Genomic DNA, 22,317 nt, shown 5'->3' with positions numbered 1-22,317 from the left:
ACCAATGACCAATGACCAATGACCAATGACCAATGACCAATGACCAATGACCAATGACCAATGACCAATGACCAATGACCAATGACCAATGACCAATGACCAATGACCAATGACCAATGACCAATGACCAATGACGAAAATGTGAGGAGATGATGAAAAAGCTATTACAGGTATTAATTGCGTTATTTTTGGCGGTTTTTGCCATCATGATATTTGCGCCAAAAGCCTTAGCCTTTTGTGGATTTTATGTGGCAAAAGCAGATACACAGCTTTACAACCAAGCCTCTCAAGTGATTATCGCGCGGGATGGCGATCGCACGATTTTGACGATGGCAAATGATTACCAAGGAGATGTTAATGATTTTGCCTTAGTTGTGCCTGTTCCCGTGGTGCTAAAACAAGAACAGGTACAGGTAGGAAATCCGAAGATTATCGAACGACTGGATGGGTTTAGTGCGCCGCGATTGGTAGAATATTTTGATCCCGATCCCTGTATTCCTATGCCAAGATATAGTGGAGCTGCACGCGGAGTAGTCGAACTAGCAGACGAGTTTGGGGAGAATCGGGGAGACAGTGCTTTAGGTGTCACCGTCGAATCTCGTTTTTCGGTTGGTGAATACGATATTTTAATTCTCAGTGCTAAAGAATCCGATGGGTTAGAAACCTGGCTGAGGCGTAATGATTATCGCATCCCGCGTGGTGCTAGTCGGCTACTGCAACCTTATATTCGCCAAAATATGAAGTTTTTCGTGGCGAAGGTTAATCTGAAAGAATTTGAATCAGGGGGTTCTCAATTACTTCGCCCTTTACAGATGGCGTATGAATCACCGCGCTTTATGTTACCGATTCGCTTGGGAATGATTAATGCCACAACTGAGCAAGATTTAATTGTTTATATTTTATCCCGCAATGGTCAAGCCGAAGTTACGAATTATCGCACGGTTCAAATCCCGTCTAATGTGGGACTTCCTCTATTTGTTAAGGATGAGTTTGGTCAATTCTATAAAGCCATGTTTGAGACGGCGTATGATCAAGAACAGAAAAAAGTGGCATTTTTAGAATATGCTTGGAATATGGGATGGTGCGATCCTTGTGCGGCTGATCCCTTAAGCAGAGATGAATTAGAACAAGCGGGTGTGTTTTGGTTGGATACTAATGCAGCCAATAATGTGTTTATTAGCCGTTTACACGTTCGCTACAGTCGTGATACATTTCCTGAAGATTTAATGTTCCAAGAAACAGGGAGTCGGCAAAATTTTCAAGGTCGATATGTACTGCGACATCCTTACACCGGGGAAATGAATTGTCCCGCCGCTGATGAGTATAAACGCACGTTAAATCAAAGATTTGAGCAGGAGGCGCAGACGTTAGCTAAGCTGACGGGATGGCAAATTGGCGATATTCGTCGGAAAATGGATATTCCTGAGATGAAACCGAGTCGCTGGTGGCGCAGGATTTGGAATTGACGAGGGCGTGATGGTTATCTATAGGATGCATGTCAACGCCAGTAGGTTGGGTTGAGAGAGGAAACCCAACTTATCCGGGTAACTGGGGTATTGCGTGTAAACCTGACATGCTCCCTATCTCTAGGGTTCTAATCTAGGATAATATAGATAATCAGTGCCTAAATAGTTGCATTGTATTTTAAATCGAATGGTACTGAATTAAGGTTGGTGGGTTTCGACTTCGCTCAACCCACCCTACGGTATATCAAAAATGACGATAAAAGACTATAAGTTACCTCTCATTATTATCGGTGTTGGTATTTTATTTTCCTTGTACCTACAATGGCTAATACCTGAGGGGGTTTTCTTTAGTGGCGATGCGGGATTGAAGGCGTTATTGGCGAAACAGTTGAGTCAAGGTCAATTTAGATTTGATTTGGTGTCTCCTTCCTTACCTTGGGTACGTCAACTTTGGCAGAATGGCTTGTATCCCTTTGAAGAGCCGTTTGTTTATTATATTAATTATCGCTATTTTATTACGTTTCCCTATACCTTTCCCCTGGTAACGGCTCCCTTCCAGGCTTTGTTTGGCTATCGCGGATTATACATTATTCCTCTGGTGTCAACCTGGGTAATATGGTTCACCTGTTACTGGGTATGTAAACGGTTAGAATTATCCCAGACGATTGCATCAGTGGCTTTAATTGTTTTAATATTTGCTTCACCGTTAACCCTCTACAGTGCGATGTATTGGGAGCATACTCTCGCCTTGGCATTGGCATGGTTAGGGTTAGCGTTGTTCTTCTTTCCTCGACAAAATCAACCGCTATCGATTAGGCGGGTTATCGTTAGCGGCATTCTCATAGGCGGTTCAGTTTGGTTTAGACCTGAATTTTTAGCGTTAGTGAGTTTAATTATCGTTTTGGTGTATGCTGTGTCGTTGTGGAATTGGGCACGGCAACAGTTTAAGATTGATCAATTTAATCTGAGTAAACTCTATTATGTGACGGAACACCAAGAAATTTTTGCTATTAGTCTAATTGCCACGGTTGGCTTGTTTTTTCTCTCGAATAAAGTTATTTATAACCATCCTTTGGGAATCCATGGGATTCAAGTGGTGGAGGAAACAGGTTTATCTGAGCGACTGTTAGGGGGATGGAAGAATTTTCAGGGATTAAGCTTGGCTTTGTTTGAATTTTTACCGATTACTTTTTTTGCCGTTGCTTACCTGTTGATTGGGTTGGGTAGAAACTCCCAAATGCGGTTAACGATGCCAAAGATGGTTCTCTTAGGATTAAGTTTTGGGATAACGGCTTTGGTTGGACTTTCCGTAACTCAGGGGAGGATTTACAAAGTTTTATGGATTTTGGTTTTAGCGGGATTGTTGTTTCTGGCGTGGCTGAAAAGGTATGATGTAAGGTTGAATTTGGAAATGCTCCTGATTTATGGCGGTGGATTACTCTTTATCATCCTCGTCTCTTTAATGGTGCCGGAGGGAACAGCAGGTTTAATTGCTGGGGGTAAACAATGGGGAGCCAGGTTTTTATTGCTCCTCGTGCCGATTATTTGTTTGTTGGCGACGAAGCAGTTAGAGTTTATGCTGAATGTCTCGTCAGGGGGGTTAAAGTATATCGGTATTGTTGGCTTTGCTGCCCTTTTGCTGGTGAGTATTCATAAAAATAGTTATGCTGGGGTCAAGTTTTTACAGAAAAATCACGATGGTATATTACCGGCGATTCAAGTTTTACAGAAACAGCCGAATCCTGTGATTGCTGTTTCTCATCAATTTGTCGCCCAGGCGATAGAACCGGGTTTGGCGGGGGACAAGATATTTTTTAAGGCGGAAACGAGTCAGGATTTAGTGCAATTAGGTAAAACGTTGGTGGAGGAAGGGCAGCAGAAATTTACGTATGTTTGCTATCCGTTTCGTCAGTGTCAGCCGCCGGAAGAGGCGTCAGCCGCGAGGAAATTTAGTCACGATAGTCAGCAATTTAGGATTAAGTTATCTGAAGTAGGAGAGTTTGGTAAGTATCCTATTTATGAGGCATTAATTCTGAAGGAATCGGAGTAATTCCTTTTTTATGGGGGTGAATTGTGTAGGTGCGGGTTTCACAACTATGGTGGGAAGGGCGGGTTTTGTAGAAAGGTTATTGGTTTATCCATTAATTTTGCCCCTAAACCCGCCCCTACATTGGATTTATTGTGCCGATATCAGATTTCTATATTAACTAACCTTAAACTGGGCAATAAAACCTAGCCGATTTTTAGGCGCGATCGCATCCCAAAGAGGTAGGGGCGGGTTTAGGGATTAAATGAGTTAACCCGCCTCAAAATAAACAACGAAACCCGCCCTGATCCCAACCTAAATTTGACGAATGACGTAGCTTGCTTCTCGCGAAGCGAGTATGACATAAGACAAATGACGAATGACATAAGACATAAGACTAAGCCACCTGACTCAACGCCTCCGTCAGATAATCAGCCGTGGCTTCCACAAGCGCGATCGCGTTTTCATAAAGCATCCGAGTCGGACCCAAAATTCCCACACTGCCTACGGGTAGATTATCCTGTTCGTAGGTGGCACTCACTAACGTACAGGTTTGCATCGGTTCCAAGGGATTTTCTGTGCCAATTCGTACTTTTGCCCGACGCTTAGAATTCAAACTATCAGGAAGTTCAAAGATTAGGGGCCAAAGTTGTTCCTGTTCTTCTTCCAACAGATGCAGCAACATTTGAACTTGTTGCAACTCAGCAAATTCTGGCTGACGCAATAACTCGGCAATCCCCCGAACTAAAATCGGCGTGGCTACCGATGTTTTCATCGGACGAGTTAATTCTGCCAATACCTTCTTCAAAAAATCAGCATACTGGGTAAATTCGCGGTCAAGTTCACTCCAATCCAAATTAACCAATTCACCCAGAGAACGTCCCCGGAGCTTACTACTTAAAAAATTAGATAATATCTGTAACTCTTGCTCAACAGCCGCTTCATCCGGTGGATCATCTTCTGATACCAAGGGTAATTCCATGACAATGGATTGGGTTTGATAGGCATCAGTCACCACAATCAACATCACCCGCCCTGGTGCGACAGACACCAATTGCAAATGGCGCAATCGTGTTGTTTGAGTTTGAGGTAAAGTAATCAGGGTAATATACCCACTCAAGGTTGAGAGAATTTGCCCCGCATCCCGTAACAAAGCCTCAAAATTGAAATCGTCTCCCTTCAAATGATCCGATAGTAATGTTTCCGCTTGACGTCCCAACGTATTGGAGGGTTTAATCAGCCGATCCACATAAATCCGATATCCTGAATCCGAGGGAACCCGTCCTGCAGAAGTATGAGGTTGATAGAGTAAGCCAGATTTTTCTAGAACGCTCATACAAGAGCGAATTGTAGCAGGACTAACACTCAGATCATACTCGTGGGCTAAAACTTTGGAACCCACAGGTTCTGCCGTCGCAATGTAATGACGGATGGTTGCCCAGAGAATATGTTGTTGCCGACTATTAAGACTGACGTGTACAGACATATGAACTACCCAGACCTACTTCGTTGAGGTCCCTTGTTTCTACAACCAGACCAATAGGTTTGTGTTTCTGACGCTTCGCTTGTCCTAGTTGCTTCATGCTTCCCGTTTGCTTGCGCTGACGAGTTTCTGAAGTAGAGCTAGAGACTTGACTCGTCTACGAGGCTCGTTCCAAGCCCCGGTAGAATTCCTAATGCCCACAAAAGCATAACTAAAGCCGCCGCTAAATCTCTATCCATCGTAAATCCACATTTATGACAATGGTGAACTCTTTCGTCTAAGGTCTTTTTCTGCTGATTTCCACAGTTAGGACAGGTTTGGGATGGTTTCACTTGGCGAGTAGGAACCTCAATAAAAACCCCGCCAGCGTCTTTTACTTTGTATTCAATCGCTGACCTTAACATCCCCATCCCCACATCCAAAATGGATTTGTTTAGTCCGGCTTTTTGTTTTTTGCGCTTGCCTTTTTTGGCTTGGCGGGTCATTTTAGAGACTTCTAGCTTTTCCGTAGCAACGAAGCTATTACAGCGCACAATGTCTGTTGCTACTTGGTGTACCCAGTTTTGGCGCTGATTAGCTACTTTGCGAGTTACTTTGCTAATTTTTGCCTGGTTTTTTTTCCACCGCCTAGAGCCTTTCTGTTTTTTCTTTCTATTGGGCGCTGTTTTACGACGCTTCCCTTTAGAAAGATGCTTGATTTTTGCCTCAGCTTTTCGCAAAAACTTAGGGGCTTCAACAAAAGAATGGTTTTTCCCATCAGTAATTGCTAATGCTGACTTGCAACCCAAGTCAATGCCGACTGAGCCAAAATCTGTTTGCCTTGTCGCTGCCTGCAATTCGGTTAGGTTAACGGTTATGTTGGCATACCATTTCCCATTACGGTAAACAAGGGTACAAGTTGTTGGAGTTCCCCAACTTCTGGCTTTACCGCGCATCTGGATAGAACCAATTTTGGCTAAATCTAGATAACCGTTATCACCCGTTGTGTGTACCTTCCAACCTGTTTTACTGGGATACGTCCAGCCAGAGTAATGCCTGATTGACTTATACTTAGGTCGCTTGGCTAACCCTTTAAACCACCGATTAAATGCGTAATCAACACGCTTTAACGTAGCCTGCAAGGTCATACAATTACACTCTTTGTACTCTACCCAAACTTCCTTGAAGGCAGGTAAAGAGTTTTGTTGCTCGAAGTAGTCAACCCGATGGTTAAACTTTTGGTACTGAGTGAACCGATTACAAACAGCAGCGTTGTACAAATCCTGGTGCAACTTACGGTGATACCGCAATATCTGCTCTTGCTTTCTATTGGGGTATAGCCGAAAAGTTACACGTCTTGTTCGCATTGCTGTTTCCTCCTGTTAAGATTAATCTAGCACATTCAGGTGGGGTTAAGTTAAGGCTTATATCAAATCCCAGGAAACACCTCAAGATTAACCCTGAGCGAAGTCGAAGGGTTGATTGCCTCCGTTCCTCCGGCAATCCGCTATCCCTCCCTACCCTACTTCGTTGAGGGTAGGGACTCCCGCGATACGTTGAAAAAAAGCCGAACTTAATCAGATTTTCACCAGAATCCTTTAAAATCATGAGGGTTATGGCGAATTTATGGAGAAATGTTTCTCCTAGATATCCCTAAAAATAGGTTAAATCGCCAACGCCGCTAAACAGACCTTTTAAGTGAGAGACTTTCCTGGTTGGATGAGCATTGATCCAAAGATAACAGAAGAAACTAGGATTCTGTAGCTTGCCATGATCTACCGCTAGTAGCGAGGGATGGTAGGATCGACCGTTGCGGAGTATGCATCAATTCCACCGACGACATTTTTGACATTGGTAAACCCCTGATCCGCTAACCACTGGCACATTTGAGCAGAACGGATACCATGGTGACACATTACCAAGGTTTCAGCATCGGCTTCAAAGCGACTGTGGATTTGGTCGGACCATTGGGCAAATTCGCTCAAGGGTAGAACATCAAACCCCTGAATACGCGCGATCGCGACTTCCTGGGGTTCTCGCACGTCGATAAGCTGGAGCCCTTCCGGGGATTGGCTGATCCGCTGCGCGAGTTCCTCAACACTGATTTTGGGAATGGGTTGATTAAAGGATTGAGCTGACATAACTGGTGCAAGGAAAATAATATATACCAGAATACCGATATCCTTAAGATTGGCAAAGGGTGTGGGGAAGCTGGGGGAGCAGAGGGAGCTGGGGAAGCTGGGGGAGCCAAGGACAAATGACAAATGACAAATGACAAATGACGAATGACGAATGACAAATAACAAATGACAAATGACAAATGACAAATGACAATGAAACTACGCTCGTTTTTTTATGCCCTGGCAGCCGGTGTGGTAATGTTGCTGTTACTCGCTGGTGGTGGTTGGTTCTGGGTGAGCGCCCACAGTCCCCTAACTCTCTTGCAGGAACAGGAGGTCAAGACTCCCACGGCGGCGATTTTTGTGCCGAAACAAGCCCCCGCCATGATATCGTTGCTTGTGAATCCAGACCGTTTGGCAGCATTGCGGCAAGTGGTGGTTCCACCCCAAAAGCGACGAGGTGCGATCGCGGAATTTAAGCAACTGGAAAATAGCCTGCTGGCGAATTTGGGGCTGGACTATCAACAGGACATTCAACCCTGGATTGATGATGAATTGACGCTGGCGGTAACGTCATTAGATGTTGACCGGAATCCTGAAAATGCGGCACAACCTGGGTATTTACTCGTTTTTACGACCAACGATCCTGAAGCCGCCCAGGAGAAGGTGTATTCTCGACTCGCGATTACCAACCCAGCCGATTTAGTCGTTGAATCCTATAAGGGGGTTAATCTAATTTATCAACCCTCTCCTGTTTCCGGGAAAAAGAAGTCAGATGATCGAGACTCTCGCCCCAACTCTAATATCTTAACCAGCGCGATCGTGGGCGATCGCTTTGTCCTCTATGCCAATCACCCTAAAGTCTTGCGGAATGCGATTAATACAGTACAAGTTCCCGATTTGAGTTTGGCAGAAAATCTTGATTATCAACACCTGCTACAAAGTCTGACGGAACCGCGTATTGGCTTAAGTGTGGTGAATTTACCCGCCCTAGCCGCTTGGATTTCCAATCAACCGATTCCTAATCGCGAGTCATTTGAGGCGTCTAAAAGCTTGGCAATTGCCTTATCCTTAACTCGTCAGGGGCTATTGGCACAAACGGCGATTCCTCGGTCAAAATCGAGTCCAGAACCGATTACCCCAGTCTTATCTCAGCCTGTTGATGCCCTTCAGTACATTCCCACCCAAAGTGCGTTGGCAATTGCTGGGGTGAATTTAAACCAATTTTGGGAACAACTGTCCACCCGACTAGAAACTGATGAGAATCTCAGTAGCTTACTCGACCAAGGAATTGCCCAGTTAGAGTCTCGGTGGGGAATTCAATTACCAGAAGAGATTTTCAGTTGGGTGCAGGGGGACTATGCCCTATCCCTATTTCAGCGATCGGATCAACCGAATCCCGACTGGATTTTTGTGACGCAAACGGCTAATAATGATCAGGCAATTGACGCGATTGAGCATTTGGATCTCGTCGCCAAACAGCAGGGATTAAATGTGGGAGAACTCCCGTTTGGCGATCGCACGACGACGGCGTGGACGAAGTTGGTTACGGCTCAAACCCTGAAGAATCGCCAAGATGGGTTGTTAAGTTTACAAGCCCAAGTTCGGGGCGTTCACACCACTGTGGGAGACTATGAAGTGTTTGCCACATCCATTGAGGCGATGGACGCGGCGCTGAATGGGGTGAAGGATTCACTGGTTCAGAACCCAGACTTCCAGAACGCGATCGCGGCTTTACCGGGTCGAAATGATGGGTATCTCTATCTCAACTGGTTAGAGAGCCAACCCTTAATTGAGCGTCAGCTTCCCATTTTGCGGGTGGTGGAACTCATTGGTCAACCCTTATTTGACCACCTGCGATCGCTAACCATCACCAGTTATGGTGTGAATCAGGATGTTCAACAGAGTCAGTTATTTTTCCAATGGGTTGATCGTTCCTCTGGCTAAAAGGAATTGGTCTCGGAATAGAGTTATCATCGACAAGGTAGGGGCGACCCGCTGAGCCTAATTAACAACACCAGAAACAGGGCGGGTTTACATAAGTTACCAGTTTTTGCTTACATGGTATCGGTAAAACCCGCCCCTACAGAAGGTCGGGTCGCCCTCTACTCAATTGGGTCGGTTCGCCCTCTCCTCAAACCTTTGTATCAGAACGTTTTTCTTAGGAAGTTGATGGAACCAACAATCCGACCCAGAGTTAAAATTTGCTGTATTGGTAGCATGGACGAAGCCAATCTAGCCATTCATTATGGCGCTGCTGCCATAGGCTTAGTATCCGAGATGCCCAGTGGACCGGGTATGGTGTCTGAAGGCTTGATTGCCCAAGTCAGCGCTAAAGTCCCTCCGGGTGTCTCATCATTTCTGCTCACCAGTAAATTTGATACCTTAGCGATTATTGCTCAACAACGACGCCTAGGCGTCAACACGATTCAGATTTGCGATCGCCTACAGTGGGGAAGCCATGATGATTTACGTCAGGCGTTACCTGGAATTGCCATTGTCCAAGCGATTCATATCACCAGCGAAGCCGCGATCGACCAAGCGTTAGCTGTTGCCCCCTCTGTTTCCGCATTGATACTCGATTCGGGGAATCCCCTGTTACCAGAGAAAGAACTGGGCAGAACCGGGCGAGTGCATGATTGGACGATTAGCCGACGCATTCGGGAATTAGTTAACGTGCCTGTTTTCTTAGCTGGCGGACTCACTCCAGAGAATGTCAAGGATGCGATTCAAGCAGTTCAACCCTTTGGTGTGGATGTCTGTAGTGGGGTTCGCACGAATGGCAAATTAGATGAGGGTAAACTCTCTGAGTTCTTCAATCAAGTGTACAAAAGTTTCAGCACTTAGTTATGTTGAAACATTGGGATATCATCATTTTACCAAATAATAGGACTTACGCAAAGCCTCTATGTGTAGGGTGTGTTAGCCCAGCGTAACCCACCTTTCCCCCCATCAGTGGTGTGTCTGCGTAAGTCCTGAATAAGTAGGTTGGTGGAAATAAACTCAACCCTATTAAATTATGTTAAAAAGCCTGATCTGTTATAAATGCTACCAAGTACATGTTACTATCTATACAAAGTTAAATTCAAAGAAATAACTTTCTCTCCCCCTGCTTCAGGAACGTCACCCTGTCACAGATTCCCCTTGTCCTCTCCTCTGGCTATCTACATTGATATTTTTTTCCCAGAGAATAGAGCGATAGACGCAGGGCTGTGCAATTTTGAGGAGTATAGATGACCATAACAGCACAACCTAGAAAAACAACACAACTTAGAGCCTTGCTGAATTCTAAGCAGTTAGAGTTTCTGATCGAAGCCCATGATGGAATCAGCGCTAAGATTGCTCAAGAGGCAGACTTTAAGGGCATTTGGGGTAGTGGTCTGAGCATTTCTGCCCAGTTGGGTGTGCGTGATAACAACGAAGCCAGTTGGACTCAAGTCTTGGAAGTGGTTGAGTTCATGTCCGATGCCACTTCTATCCCAATTCTGCTGGATGGGGATACGGGCTACGGAAATTTTAACAATGTGCAACGCTTGGTCAAAAAATTAGAGCAGCGTGGTGTGGCGGGTGTCTGTATTGAGGACAAACTCTTCCCCAAAACCAATAGCTTTATAAAAGGCACAGCTCAGCCCCTGGCTGACATGGACGAGTTCTGCGGCAAAATAAAGGCAGCTAAAGATGCCCAAAGTGATGATGAATTTGTCTTAATTGCTCGGGTAGAAGCCTTTATTGCCGGTTGGGGACTCTCGGAAGCATTAAGACGAGCGATCGCCTATTACGATGCGGGAGCGGATGGCATTTTAATCCATAGTGCCTTGCATGTGCCTGATCAAGTGTTGGCTTTTAAACGGGAATGGGGCGATCGCGCACCTGTGGTGATTGTCCCCACTAAGTATTACGCAACACCGACTGAGGTCTTTCGAGATGCGGGGTTCTCCATCGCTATTTGGGCAAATCAGCTCATTCGAGCTTCTGTTACCATGACCCAAAAGGTAGCTCAGACGTTAATGCTAGAGCAGAACCTGCTGAATGTCGAAGACGAGATCGTCCCTGTTTCCGAGATTTTTCGGCTTCAAGGCGTTGCCGAACACCAGGAAGCGGAGCAGCGCTATTTACCCCAGAACGGTGATTGTGGGAGCCGCACGATTCTACTAGCCGCCTCCCGGGGGATTGAATTGGGTGAGTTCACTAAAGATAAACCCAAGTGCATGGTCGATCTACAAGGGGAACCCCTCTTATCAAGGATTGTCGATGAGCATTACAGTGTCGGTATTCAAGACATCACTGTTGTCCGTGGCTACAAAAAGGAAGTTGTCAACTTACCTAGCCTCGATTATGTAGATAACGACGACTATGACACCACCGGTGAACTCGTTTCCCTGAGTCGAGGCTTGCAGGAGTTGCCCCAAGACGGACAAGATTGGAGCATTAGTTACGGTGATGTTCTGTTCAAGACGTACATTCTGCAAATGCTGTTAGCGGCTGAGCATGACTTTGTGGTGATTATAGATTCGAGTCAGCACCGCCAAACCCAGCAAATCCGACCCGATTACGTTGCCTGTTCTCTCCCCGACTCGACTCAGGCATTTTATCAGAATATTTATCTACACCAAATCACTCATAACCTCGGTGATCAGGAAATCTGTGGTCTATGGACTGGATTGCTGAAAGTTTCCCCACAGGGGCAGCCAGGACTAAAGGATACCCTTAATACTCTGCTCCAGTCAGAGAACGTGCGGCAACAGGGTCGAATGCCGACTCTGATTAATGAGTTGATCGCCCGTGGCTATCCAGTACATGTGCTTTACATTAAAGGACATTGGCTCGACATCGATCAAGTCGAAGATCTGTTCAAGGCGGGAAATTTCTAGATGATCAAATCCGAATACTTTATCCAAGCCGCCCAGAAAAAGGGTTTTGGGTTATACACTGGCGTGCCCTGCTCCTACCTCAAATCTTTTATTAACACCGTGATTGACTCGGAGCATCTCCGCTATGTAGGGGCTGCCAATGAAGGGGATGCTGTCGCGATCGCGGCTGGGGCTGAGTTGGCTGGAGTCAAGGGTGTGGTCATGTTTCAGAATTCGGGGTTTGGCAATGCGGTTAATCCCCTCACCTCTCTGACTCACACGTTTAAGATTCCCATCCTGGTGATTGTCACCTGGCGAGGACAACCTGGTGGTGCACCGGACGAACCCCAACACCAGCTGATGGGAGCGATTACTCCTCAATTACTTGATCTAATCCAGGTGCCATGGGAACTTTTTCCCACGGAAATAGACCAAGTGGAGCCAACTTTGGATCGGGCTGTTGCCCATATGCAGCAGCATCAGACGCCCTATGCCCTGGTGATGCAAAAAGGGTCCGTGGAATCTTGCCCCTTAAGCTCTCAACTGGCGATGAAGCCCCAGCCAATCTCCCCGACTAATCTGCCTCTGCAACAGGCTCCTGCTTTCACTCGTTGTGACATCCTTCAAGCTATCCAAGCAGGAACCGATCCCGATGACATTCTGTTGGCGACGACGGGTTATACCGGTCGGGAATTGTATGCGATTGAAGACCGAAGCAACCAACTATATATGGTAGGTTCTATGGGGTGTGTATCCAGTCTAGGCTTGGGCGTCGCTCTGGCTCAACCTCACCGTCGGGTGATTGCGATCGATGGCGATGGTGCTGCGTTGATGCGCTTGGGAGCTTTCGCCACCATTGGTTATGAACGTCCGCCCAACTTGCTGCATATTCTTCTGGATAATCAGAGGCATGAATCGACAGGGGGACAGTCTACAGTGTCTGCCTCGATCAATTTTGGCGCGATCGCAAAAGCCTGTGGTTACGAACAGGTTGCTGTAGCCACAACCCCTGAACAGGTGAAAGCTTTGACTCAACACCCATCCGAGCAATTAATGTTCATTCACGTCAAAATCAAGCCTGGTATTCCTGACAAATTACCTCGCCCCAAAATCACCCCCCTAGAGGTGGCTCAACGTCTACGGCAATTTATACAAGCCCGATAATCACACCTTGATTCGATCTGAATCTAGCCAAACCCTAAGCTCTAAGACAAAATGAACCGGACGATCTTACTCAACCCTGGTCCCGTTACCCTCAGCGATCGCGTGCGTCGCGCCTTGCTCCAGCCAGACTTGTGCCATCGTGAACCTGAGTTTGCTGAACTTACCCTGGATATCAAAGCACGCCTAGCCAAGGTGTATCCCGCAGCAGCTGAGGACTATGACGCTATTTTACTTACCGGTTCGGGCACTTGTGCCGTAGAGGCAATGCTATCAACCCTTGTGCCTCATGATGGCAAAGCTCTGGTGGTAACAAATGGGGTCTATGGTGAACGCATGGCAGCGATGATTAAAGCCCATGGTAAGTCCCTGGAGATGGTTACGGCTCCCTGGCACGAGCCAATGAACCTAAAGGCAGTTGAAACTTGTCTGAAGATGGATTCAGCCATTACCCATGTGATTGCCGTTCATCACGAAACCACCACTGGACGACTCAATGATGTGGCTCAGTTAGGACAAATCTGTCAGCGTTACAATGTAGCGCTACTGCTTGATACTGTCTCCAGTTTTGGGGCTGAGGCGATCGAGTTTGCCCCTTGGAATTTAGCAGCCTGTGCCGCAACTGCTAATAAATGCTTGCATGGTGTACCGGGTATATCATTCGTATTGGTCAAGCGATCGATTTTTGAGACTCGCCCCTCTGCCGCTGGAACCGTATACTTAGACCTCTATCGCTATCATCAAGAGCAGGTAAAGGGTTATTCTCCCTTTACTCAAGCTGTACAAGTCGCCTATGCGCTCCAGGAAGCCCTCAAAGAGATGGAAGAAATGGGGGGGATAACCGCTAGACATAATCATTACCAGCAGCGTGCTCTTAAGATTCTGCAAGCTTTGCAAAAACTGGGGATTCAACCACTCTTGGATGTCCAAGATTATAGCTGTGTTCTGACTTCTTTTAAATTGCCCCCAGGCTACAGCTATGACCAAATCCATGACACGCTGAAAGCATCCGGTTTTGTGATTTATGCGGGGCAGGGGGGATTCAAAAACCAGATTTTCCGGATAGCCAACATGGGTGATATCCAACCGAGTGATCTAGAGCGTTTACTGGCTTGTTGTCATGCTTTGTTTAAGCCAAGCAGGATAACATACCAGTAATTTTTTGGAAGTGCCAGAAGGTATTCACTGATTTTATAAGATGTATTTATGCAGGTTAAAAAGGAAGCTATTTTTTTAGATTTTGATGGGGTAATCGTAGATTCTCTTGAAGAATGGTATCACATTGGCGTACTTGCCTATCATGGTATCGACCAAGCTATTCCTGATAATCAACATAAAGAATTATATAAAGATAATTGCCATCTTCTTTATTCCTATGCAGATGAATATTGTTTGTTCAAAGCCTTAGAAAATCAAACCATAAAAGACTTTACAACAATTAGGCAAAACGCCAATCAAAAAGAAGTTGATACTTATAGTAAAGACTTCAAAAAAATTAGAAAGTTTTATCAAAACAATCATTTAGACTGGTGGTGTGAGTTACATGGTCTTACCGATTATGGAAAAAGACTGACAAATCCCCAAAACACCAAAGATTATTTTATTATAACTCGTAAGAATATGGATGATGTTTTAATCTTAAAAAAACATTTCAATATTAAAATCCCCGATATAAAAGTATTTGATTATAGTCATTCTGTCAAATATGGTGGGAAAGTAGATTTTATTGAAAGGTTTTTAGATAACCATCCAGACTATAATAAGGCGGTTCTAGTTGATGATAAAATAGAGAATTTGTGTGAATCTTCAAAAGTTACGTGTTATTTCGCCTCTTGGGGTTATGGTAAAGGAAATAATGAATTTGAAACATATCAGGGGAGTTAAACGCTAATAAAACTGATGAATTGTAGATTGCAAATATCAAGAAATCCAATGTATGAATGCATAAAGACAATCATAGAAAATGAAAAAATTGACGGGATTGTTATCGGATCAAATGTCTATTTAATGAACTACTTTTCTCCTATTTATAACCACGTCAGACAAAGCAAGCTTCCGGTTACTGTACCCAAATTCCCTTTAACGTATTCAAATATTGACAAATTTATGTTTCCTGCCAGCGGTCAACGCTTTTTAGTTTTTGGAGGGGGGAAGCTCATCGATTTTACAAAAATTTGTGCCCAACGAGATCAAGTTTCTTTAATCGTATTGTTATCTTCTATTTCAAATGATGGGTTTTCATCTAGTTTTAGTTCCTTAAAGCCAGATGAAAAGTCATATAATCAGAGTTATAAATCAAAACCACCTAAAGCTGTTTATGCTTGTTTGCCATTATTAAACAAGTACATGCCACATAGGTTTTGGGTTAGCGGCTTGGGTGAATTATTATCAAAATTGAATGTATGGGAAGACTTGAAAATTGACAAGAAAGTCAAGGAATTTGATCAAACACCTTTTTATAAAATTGAAGAGTTTATAAACAAATATACAAAACGCAATGAAAACTCATTAATTGAATTAATCAAACAGCTTTATTCATTTTCTTTATTAATGAAAAATGATAGTAGTTGGTGTAGCCGTTCTGAACACGAATTTGAGAAGTTATATGCAGATAGTCAAATGTCACACGGTCAATTAGTTTTAATGGGTGCTTTAGTTGCCATGAAAATAAGATGTATTTATAATTTTCCTGATTTATATGAGCGAATATTATATTATTGTCAAAAATTAGAAATAAACTTAGAATTGAAACAAGGATTTGATACTTTGATAATATCAAATACTTATAAAAGAATGAAAAAACTATCTTCAGTACGACCTGAAAGATTTGGTTTGTGGAATCTTGTCGATTCCACAACTGTTGACTGGAAAATGATTATCAAAGAAATCATAAAGGAGTTATAGATATCGTGATTAAACCGAATCACATTACATTATTTAGATTAAGCTTAATTTTTATAGCTTTTGTTTCATGGTATCTTGTTCCCCCTCAATACTATCTGTATATTGGTATTTTATTCTATATAGCATTCCTCTTGGATGCTGTTGATGGATGGTTAGCTAGAACAAAGGACTTAAAAACAGATTTCGGTAAGTATTTCGATCCGATTGTAGACTATATAGGTTTCCTCGCCTTGTATGTCATTAGCATTGAAATGGAAATTATCCCTCTATGGTTTGTCTTTCTAGCTCTCACAAGAGACTTTTTAGCAACATTTGCCAGACAGATATTAAATTTAAATAATATTGTGATTGAAGCCAATGTTATTGCTAAATTAAAAGCTGTATATATTGGTTATCCTTTGGTAGGACTTTATTGCTATAAAATTTATGGGCTTTCCAGTCAATGGTTGTTTATTCTTATTGGGTTACACATACTAATAGAAGGTCGAGTTTTTGGATATTCTGATCCTTTAGAAAATCGTTGGAATTCTATAATATTGTGTTTCGCGACTATTGTAGTAGTTACCTTGACTACATTAAGACCTGCCAGTGAGATTCTTTCTGATCTGACTGTGTTATTCATACTTATAACTCAATCATTGATCTGGGTTTCTGGTATTAAATATTTATGGGATGCCCGAGAGTATATAATGAAATCATTTGAGTCAAACTAATCACGATCAATAGTTGTGACATTCAATGCTATCTAAAAAAAGTTACGAATATGCTATAGTTTAAATTGAACTAAAATTAATTAGAGTTGGAAAACAAGAAAAATGCAAAATAATCAACAAGCCAAATTCTTGGCTAAGTGGTCAAAGGGAGGAAGCAGTGAGAGCAGCGAGGTTGAGAAGGAATATGATACGTTAGCTCCAGTCTATGAGGATAAAATATTGAATTGGCAGTATGCTTGTCATCAGGTTGCTGCTGAACGGATGGCAAAATTTGTTGCTACCGATGGCAAAATTTTGGATCTCGGATGTGGAACTGGACTGGCTGGACAAGCTCTTCGAGAACAAGGTTATCAAACCATAATTGGAGTGGACATTTCTGGTAAATCTTTAGACATCGCTAGGGATAAAGATATTTATACTGCTCTATATAAAGCTGATATACAGCAAGAATTGCCATTTCAAGATAATGAATTTGATGGCATCATTTGCACCGCTGTGCTTACTAATATGGAAACGTCAAATGTTTTGTATGAGTTTTGCCGAGTAGTAAAACCGGGAGGATATCTGGTGTTTACAAACCGAGAGGATATCCACTATCAAAAAAAATTCGACGTTACCTTGCAAAAGATGGAGTCAGAAGGCATTTTAAAACAAGCCTATCTTTCGCCACCACAACCCTATCTTCCCCATAATCATGATTATGCGGATAAGATCAAGGTTCTTTATTGTGTCTATAGCATTTCCAATCTGTAGGTGAAAATCTTACCCCTCCCAGGGGTGGGGTTCACAACTATTATGAAACGCTATATATTAATTTATAAACAGGAATGAAAGTAAGAACCGCCGTTATTCTTGCTGCTGGCATGGGTACTAGACTGAAGGAAATAGGGCAAGCAGCCCCTAAAGGATTCCTTCAGTTGGGAGATAGACCTATTATTGAAGAATCGATAGAGCGACTGACAGACTGTGGTATTCAGCAGATCATCATTGTAACTGGTCATTTATCGGAATTTTATCAGCGTTTGCAGCAACGTTACAATCATCAGATGCTCACAATCGTTCATAATCCATACTATGCTGACTCAGGCAGTATGTATTCCCTTTATTGTGCCCGTGAGTTGATTGAGGATGATTTTCTGCTGTTGGAATCAGATATAATTTACGAACGGCGTGCCTTATCGACAGTCTCCAATTTCCCTAAGGATAATGTCGTTTTACTATCTGGCACAACGAACGCTGGCGACGAAGTCTATGTCGGAACTTCAGGTGATACCATTGTCACAATGTCTAAAAGCAAGGCGGAAATTGGGCAAAGAATTGCTGGTGAATTGGTCGGTATTTCTAAAATATCTTATCCCTTGTTTGAAAGGATGTTAGGGTTAGCCAGCTTAAGATTTAAAGTGGACTTGATGATGGACTATGAAACTGATGCGCTGATAGCAGCAGCAAAGTCCTATCCAGTTTACTATACTGTCATTAGCGATCTACTTTGGGCAGAAATTGATGATCAAAGTCATCTTGTCAGAGCGAAAACTCAAATATATCCAGCAATTATTCAGAAAGATTTTCAGTAAGTTCAATCACACTTGTTACCCCATTTGGATAGTTGTTTTCAACTCACATCTTGCACGCTTTTCCCAGTTGTGTAGCCAATAAACGTCAACGGTTAACTCGTGGGCTTTGTTCCATTCTTTCAACTTGCGAAAATCCGTCACCCTTCCAATTCTCCTTTCGTAATCAATTGGTGAAATTGTTCATCATTCATAGCGAAAAAACCATGAACAATGAACAATCAACAATCAACCCCTTTACGGCACCTGTAACCCCACCAATTTATCCTCTGGAATATAACTATGGAACATCCCATTATCCGCAGAAACCATCACCAACTGTAGCAGATAATCCGGTTCCACCTGCAAATCTGCCCAGGGTACAGCCACTTCTAAACATTGCTTCAGCGCAACTTGGGCGCGACTGGTGCGGGGATGCCAGTGATAATAGTCTGCGGCTTCTTCTAACCAAGTCGAACCAGTTAACAAATTAATTCCTAAGTGATGGTGAAACAAATAGTTGACCGGCGCAGTATCAGGAACCTCAGCTAAAGGGGCTGGACTATTGTTAACCGTTCGATTCGGATAAAACCATAATAAATGCAATTCCGGAGGAATATCCTGACCAATTTTAATCCCGGCTTGAAAATCCAATCGCAGGTAAAAATTCAGGTGATCCAACCCATACCATAACCGTTGAATCGCACTACTCCGGTGCATCGTTCCCCGTGCGCCACCGACATCAATTCGACCCGCTTTATCCCAATCTTGCTCATCGCCCAAGCCATCAATCACCGGATGAATAAAACTCAGGGGTCGGTGATCACCTTTCGATTCGTAGGTGTCTAGGGGTTGGGTAAGACTAGCCGGAATTGGTTCATTTAATGCCTCATAAATCCCACTCAAATGTTCCCGGAATAACTGGTCAAAAATAGCATCTTGGTTGGATGAATGACCCTCACCAAACCACCAGAACCAATCTGATCCTTCCGCTGCATACAAGGCTTCCCAGACTTCCGGATTATTTTCCGGTGTGGCTTCGGGATGATTGGCTAAGGTTTGCCGCGCTTGGGTGAGTAAATCCCATGCCCGATTTTTAACGGGATCACCAATCCAAGTGGTAAAGCTACCATCCACCCATGATCCACTATGAAGTCGGTCTGCTGGAAGTGTGGCGGTAGGGGGAAACTGATCCAGAAATTCCGACACCGTGACCAATTTTATCTGAGGATGCGCCGAGAGTTTTTCATACAGTGAGGTGAGGAAAGGAATCCCGTCTTTTTGGTAAAATTCCCAGCAATTCTCTCCATCTAAGGCAATGGTTACTAGCCAGGGTTGATCTAATCCCGTCCCTCCCTCTGGCTGTCGGCGTTGGATGGAACGGGAAATCGCTTCTAAGTGACTGACAAAATCCGTTGACGCCTGCTTGGGTTCCATTGACCCGTAAGTAAAGCCAATTAAATCAGATAAGCGGTGATCGCGAAAGACAATGGCTAAATTTCCCTGGGGTGTCTCTAAGCGATAGGGGCGATACAGTAAGGTGGGTTCCATCAGGGTTCCAGTTTCATCCCGATGGAAAAAGTGCTGTACTGTCCACCCCAATACTGCTTCATCGGAACAAATCCACTTAAATCCCGCCTCAGCAATATAGGGTAAAATTTTCGGACTCACCGACTGTTCTGAGGGCCACAAGCCGCGTGGTGTCCGTCCAAATCGTTCTTCATACATCTGCCATGCTTTTTGCAGATGACGGGGAATATCTTCTTCCCACTGGAAACGCTGTTGCGGTAATGTCATATCCGGAATCGCCACCCGCCCGGAATCAGTATTTGCCAGTAAGGGTAAAATCGGGTGAGTATAGGGCGTTGTTGTCACTTCTAGCTGACCCGCCTCTTGCATATGGCGATGTTGAGGGATAATCCGCTTGAGGATATCTCGTTGTTTAGAATAAATGCGTTGGCGATCGCTTAATGTAAAGTTTCGTCCTTTTTCCAACCAAGCGGCAATTTCTGGGTCATCCCAGAATATTGGGTCAATCCACGCCAAGTTATGCCATGCCAGTAAATCGCTGAAATCCTGATGCGTCCAATGATCTGCACACCAAGTTTTCCCCTTTTCTTGCCGCATCTCGTATAACTCAGCATATCGAGGATGAGGGTCTATCAAGGTGCGGTGATTGGCATCAAAAAAATGCTCAACGATAAACTGTCGTTGATCCAGCTTAAGTTGATCGGTTGGCGTCAGGGTCAACTCCAGATAGGGGTCAAAGGCTGTCCCCGCCATGTAATCTTCCAACTGCAAAATCAGCGATGGCACCAAGTTGACCGTTTGGTGTAACTTAGGATAGCGCTCTAACAATAGCACTAAATCCAGATAATCTTTCGTCCCATGCAGCCGCGCCCACGGGAGGCGATACCGTCCATTTGAGCCGGACACGCTGTTGCGACTTTTATAGAGAGGTTGATGCTGATGCCAGATAAAGGCGACGTATAAGGGATGACTCATCGTTAACAGTTCAACGTTAAGGGGCTAGAGTTTAGGTGTGAACAGAGGATTTCTCTCACTTTATAGCTCTTAACCCCTAACGCCAAACTAAAAACGCAGAATAATTACAGGACTTGTTCAACTTCGACGATTTCCGGGATAAATTCCCGTAAGCGGCGCTCAATCCCCATTTTCAGGGTCATGGCAGAACTGGGACAAGACCCACAAGCACCTTGTAGCTTTAGTTTCACAATCGGACCATCGATTTCCTCTAAATCAACATTACCGCCATCCGCCATCAGGTAAGGACGCAATTCATCGAGAACGGCTTCGACGTTTTCCGAGGTTAATGCTAAGGGGGGAGATAGTGTTTGAGCCATAATTCACCGAGTTTGACAGCACAACTAAGTCAATCCTAGCGTTCTTTGAGCATTTTGAATGGTTGTCATCCTATAGCACAAGGCAGAAGGCAGAAGAGTCCTTACTGGTACCTTCTCGTTTCAGCCGTCAAGAAAGTTCTAACCCGCTATACCTTGGACTTGAATAAAATTTGGTGTATGAACCAATAATTTGTCGGACTTATCGGGATTGTCAGGATTATCGGGGTTGTAGGGGCGAGTCGCTGCATATCGTAGGTGGTATGAGAATTAATCTATCTCGACTCGCCCTTTTCTAACGGTACGCGGTGTCCGATAATTACTGATAAGCCGTCATGCATTTAAATTGGGTATTAGTAGCGAGCAAGATGCTTAGTAGTGAGCAAGATGCTTAGTAGCGAGCAAGATGCTTAGTAGCGAGCAAGATGCTCAGTAGCGAGCAAGATGCTTAGTAGCGAGCAAGATGCTTAGTAGCGAGCAAGATGCTTAGTAGCGAGCAAGATGCTTAGTAGCGAGCAAGATGCTTAGTAGTGAGCAAGATGCTTAGTAGCGAGCAAGATGCTTAGTAGCGAGCAAGATGCTTAGTAGCGAGCAAGATGCTTAGTAGCGAGCAAGATGCTTAGTAGCGAGCAAGATGCTTAGTAGTGAGCAAGATGCTTAGTAGTGAGCAAGATGCTTAGTAGCGAGCAAGATGCTTAGTAGCGAGCAAGATGCTTAGTAGCGAGCAAGATGCTCAGTAGCGAGCAAGATGCTCGCACTACGACAAGGATTTCGTCATTATTGACATTAAGGTTTAAATGCCGAACAGTTTACCTGATGCAGGGCGACCCGATAAAATTAAGGGTTGGGCGATATTAATTGTGTGCGGCGGGTCGCCCCTACAATCTATCCTGTAACTACCTCTGACACAAAAAACAGCAAAATCTAACACTTCCTGTCGGCGTTCCTTAGACAAGCGATATTCTAAGTAAGGCGAAAATTTATAAGTTCCGCTTAAACACTTATCATGAATGACCTGAATCTGAGACTGAGCTTGTTTTTCAAATTGTGAGCCATTTATTCGATCAATGCCTTTAGTTGTGTTATGTTTGAATTTTTCTTCATATATTTTATTCAATGAATCAATTTGGCACAATTGACACCAGGAATTTAATATTTGTTCTGGAGTCTGAGAAGTATTAGTCATGGAACAATAGGACTATAT

At 44.0% G+C, this 22,317-nt stretch carries 17 protein-coding genes and 2 pseudogenes; 12 read left to right on the top strand and 7 right to left on the bottom strand.

Annotated features, from left to right (window positions below):
- Positions 1-208 (bottom strand): annotated as a pseudogene (locus tag RIG27_RS10195) (hypothetical protein); the annotation flags it as partial.
- Here RIG27_RS10195 and RIG27_RS10190 point away from each other — a divergent pair.
- Together RIG27_RS10190 and RIG27_RS10185 are read left to right on the top strand one after the other, a co-directional pair.
- A complete protein-coding gene (locus tag RIG27_RS10190; RefSeq protein ID WP_446344815.1) occupies positions 153-1,466 on the top strand; it encodes a DUF2330 domain-containing protein in 1,314 nt (437 codons plus the stop codon). The pseudogene RIG27_RS10195 and the gene RIG27_RS10190 sit on opposite strands and share 56 nt — an antisense overlap.
- Before the next feature lie 250 nt (positions 1,467-1,716).
- On the top strand, positions 1,717-3,516 hold the full coding sequence (locus RIG27_RS10185) for an LA_3751/LA_3752 family putative glycosyltransferase (RefSeq protein ID WP_446344810.1): 1,800 nt from the start codon (positions 1,717-1,719) through the stop codon (positions 3,514-3,516).
- 373 nt (positions 3,517-3,889) lie between these two features.
- Here the strand turns inward: RIG27_RS10185 and hrcA are convergent, their stop codons facing one another.
- From hrcA to RIG27_RS10170, 3 genes and pseudogenes are all read right to left on the bottom strand, one after another.
- Positions 3,890-4,978, bottom strand: coding sequence for a heat-inducible transcriptional repressor HrcA (hrcA, locus tag RIG27_RS10180; RefSeq protein WP_446344808.1), 1,089 nt, complete (start codon positions 4,976-4,978; stop codon positions 3,890-3,892).
- Positions 4,956-6,321: pseudogene (locus tag RIG27_RS10175) on the bottom strand (RNA-guided endonuclease InsQ/TnpB family protein). The gene hrcA and the pseudogene RIG27_RS10175 overlap by 23 nt, the downstream one beginning before the upstream one ends.
- 414 nt (positions 6,322-6,735) lie before the next feature.
- On the bottom strand, positions 6,736-7,095 hold the full coding sequence (locus RIG27_RS10170) for a rhodanese-like domain-containing protein (RefSeq protein ID WP_446344814.1): 360 nt from the start codon (positions 7,093-7,095) through the stop codon (positions 6,736-6,738).
- Positions 7,096-7,281: 186 nt separating this feature from the next.
- Here RIG27_RS10170 and RIG27_RS10165 point away from each other — a divergent pair, with 186 nt between their 5' ends.
- The 10 genes from RIG27_RS10165 (at position 7,282) to RIG27_RS10120 (ending at position 18,276) form a co-directional block, all read left to right on the top strand.
- Positions 7,282-9,021: a DUF3352 domain-containing protein gene (locus RIG27_RS10165; protein ID WP_446344806.1), complete on the top strand. Its 1,740-nt coding sequence runs from the start codon at positions 7,282-7,284 to the stop codon at positions 9,019-9,021.
- 225 nt (positions 9,022-9,246) lie between these two features.
- Entirely contained in the window at positions 9,247-9,921 is a 675-nt protein-coding gene (locus RIG27_RS10160) for a phosphoribosylanthranilate isomerase (protein ID WP_446344804.1), read from the top strand.
- Between the two features lie 386 nt (positions 9,922-10,307).
- Positions 10,308-11,945: a phosphoenolpyruvate mutase gene (gene aepX, locus RIG27_RS10155; protein WP_446344802.1), complete on the top strand. Its 1,638-nt coding sequence runs from the start codon at positions 10,308-10,310 to the stop codon at positions 11,943-11,945.
- A complete protein-coding gene (aepY, locus tag RIG27_RS10150) occupies positions 11,946-13,088 on the top strand; it encodes a phosphonopyruvate decarboxylase (RefSeq protein ID WP_446344800.1) in 1,143 nt (380 codons plus the stop codon).
- A gap of 51 nt (positions 13,089-13,139) precedes the next feature.
- Complete coding sequence (locus RIG27_RS10145; protein WP_446344798.1) at positions 13,140-14,243, top strand: 2-aminoethylphosphonate aminotransferase; 1,104 nt, start codon at positions 13,140-13,142, stop codon at positions 14,241-14,243.
- A gap of 48 nt (positions 14,244-14,291) precedes the next feature.
- Positions 14,292-14,969, top strand: a complete 678-nt coding sequence (locus tag RIG27_RS10140; protein ID WP_446344796.1) for a hypothetical protein — start codon at positions 14,292-14,294, stop codon at positions 14,967-14,969.
- 48 nt (positions 14,970-15,017) lie between these two features.
- Positions 15,018-15,989, top strand: a complete 972-nt coding sequence (locus RIG27_RS10135) for an iron-containing alcohol dehydrogenase (protein ID WP_446344794.1) — start codon at positions 15,018-15,020, stop codon at positions 15,987-15,989.
- A gap of 5 nt (positions 15,990-15,994) precedes the next feature.
- Positions 15,995-16,702, top strand: coding sequence for a CDP-alcohol phosphatidyltransferase family protein (locus RIG27_RS10130; protein WP_446344792.1), 708 nt, complete (start codon positions 15,995-15,997; stop codon positions 16,700-16,702).
- Positions 16,703-16,804: 102 nt separating this feature from the next.
- The gene (locus tag RIG27_RS10125) at positions 16,805-17,455 is read left to right on the top strand and encodes a class I SAM-dependent DNA methyltransferase (protein ID WP_446344790.1); all 651 of its coding nucleotides are present in this window, start codon (positions 16,805-16,807) and stop codon (positions 17,453-17,455) included.
- A gap of 74 nt (positions 17,456-17,529) precedes the next feature.
- Positions 17,530-18,276, top strand: a complete 747-nt coding sequence (locus tag RIG27_RS10120; RefSeq protein ID WP_446344788.1) for a phosphocholine cytidylyltransferase family protein — start codon at positions 17,530-17,532, stop codon at positions 18,274-18,276.
- Between the two features lie 234 nt (positions 18,277-18,510).
- Here the strand turns inward: RIG27_RS10120 and RIG27_RS10115 are convergent, their stop codons facing one another.
- The 3 genes from RIG27_RS10115 to RIG27_RS10105 form a co-directional block, all read right to left on the bottom strand.
- On the bottom strand, positions 18,511-20,757 hold the full coding sequence (locus tag RIG27_RS10115) for a glycoside hydrolase (RefSeq protein ID WP_446344786.1): 2,247 nt from the start codon (positions 20,755-20,757) through the stop codon (positions 18,511-18,513).
- Between the two features lie 104 nt (positions 20,758-20,861).
- Positions 20,862-21,116: a NifU family protein gene (locus RIG27_RS10110; protein WP_446344784.1), complete on the bottom strand. Its 255-nt coding sequence runs from the start codon at positions 21,114-21,116 to the stop codon at positions 20,862-20,864.
- 790 nt (positions 21,117-21,906) lie between these two features.
- A complete protein-coding gene (locus RIG27_RS10105; RefSeq protein WP_446343274.1) occupies positions 21,907-22,299 on the bottom strand; it encodes a hypothetical protein in 393 nt (130 codons plus the stop codon).
- Positions 22,300-22,317: the final 18 nt, after the last annotated feature.

The sequence above is a fragment of the Coleofasciculus sp. F4-SAH-05 genome (assembly GCF_040222985.1).
GTDB classification, from domain to species: Bacteria; Cyanobacteriota; Cyanobacteriia; order Cyanobacteriales; family Coleofasciculaceae; genus Coleofasciculus; species Coleofasciculus chthonoplastes.
Note: the sequence above shows the minus strand (reverse complement) of the source record. Positions and strands in the feature narration are given on the sequence as shown.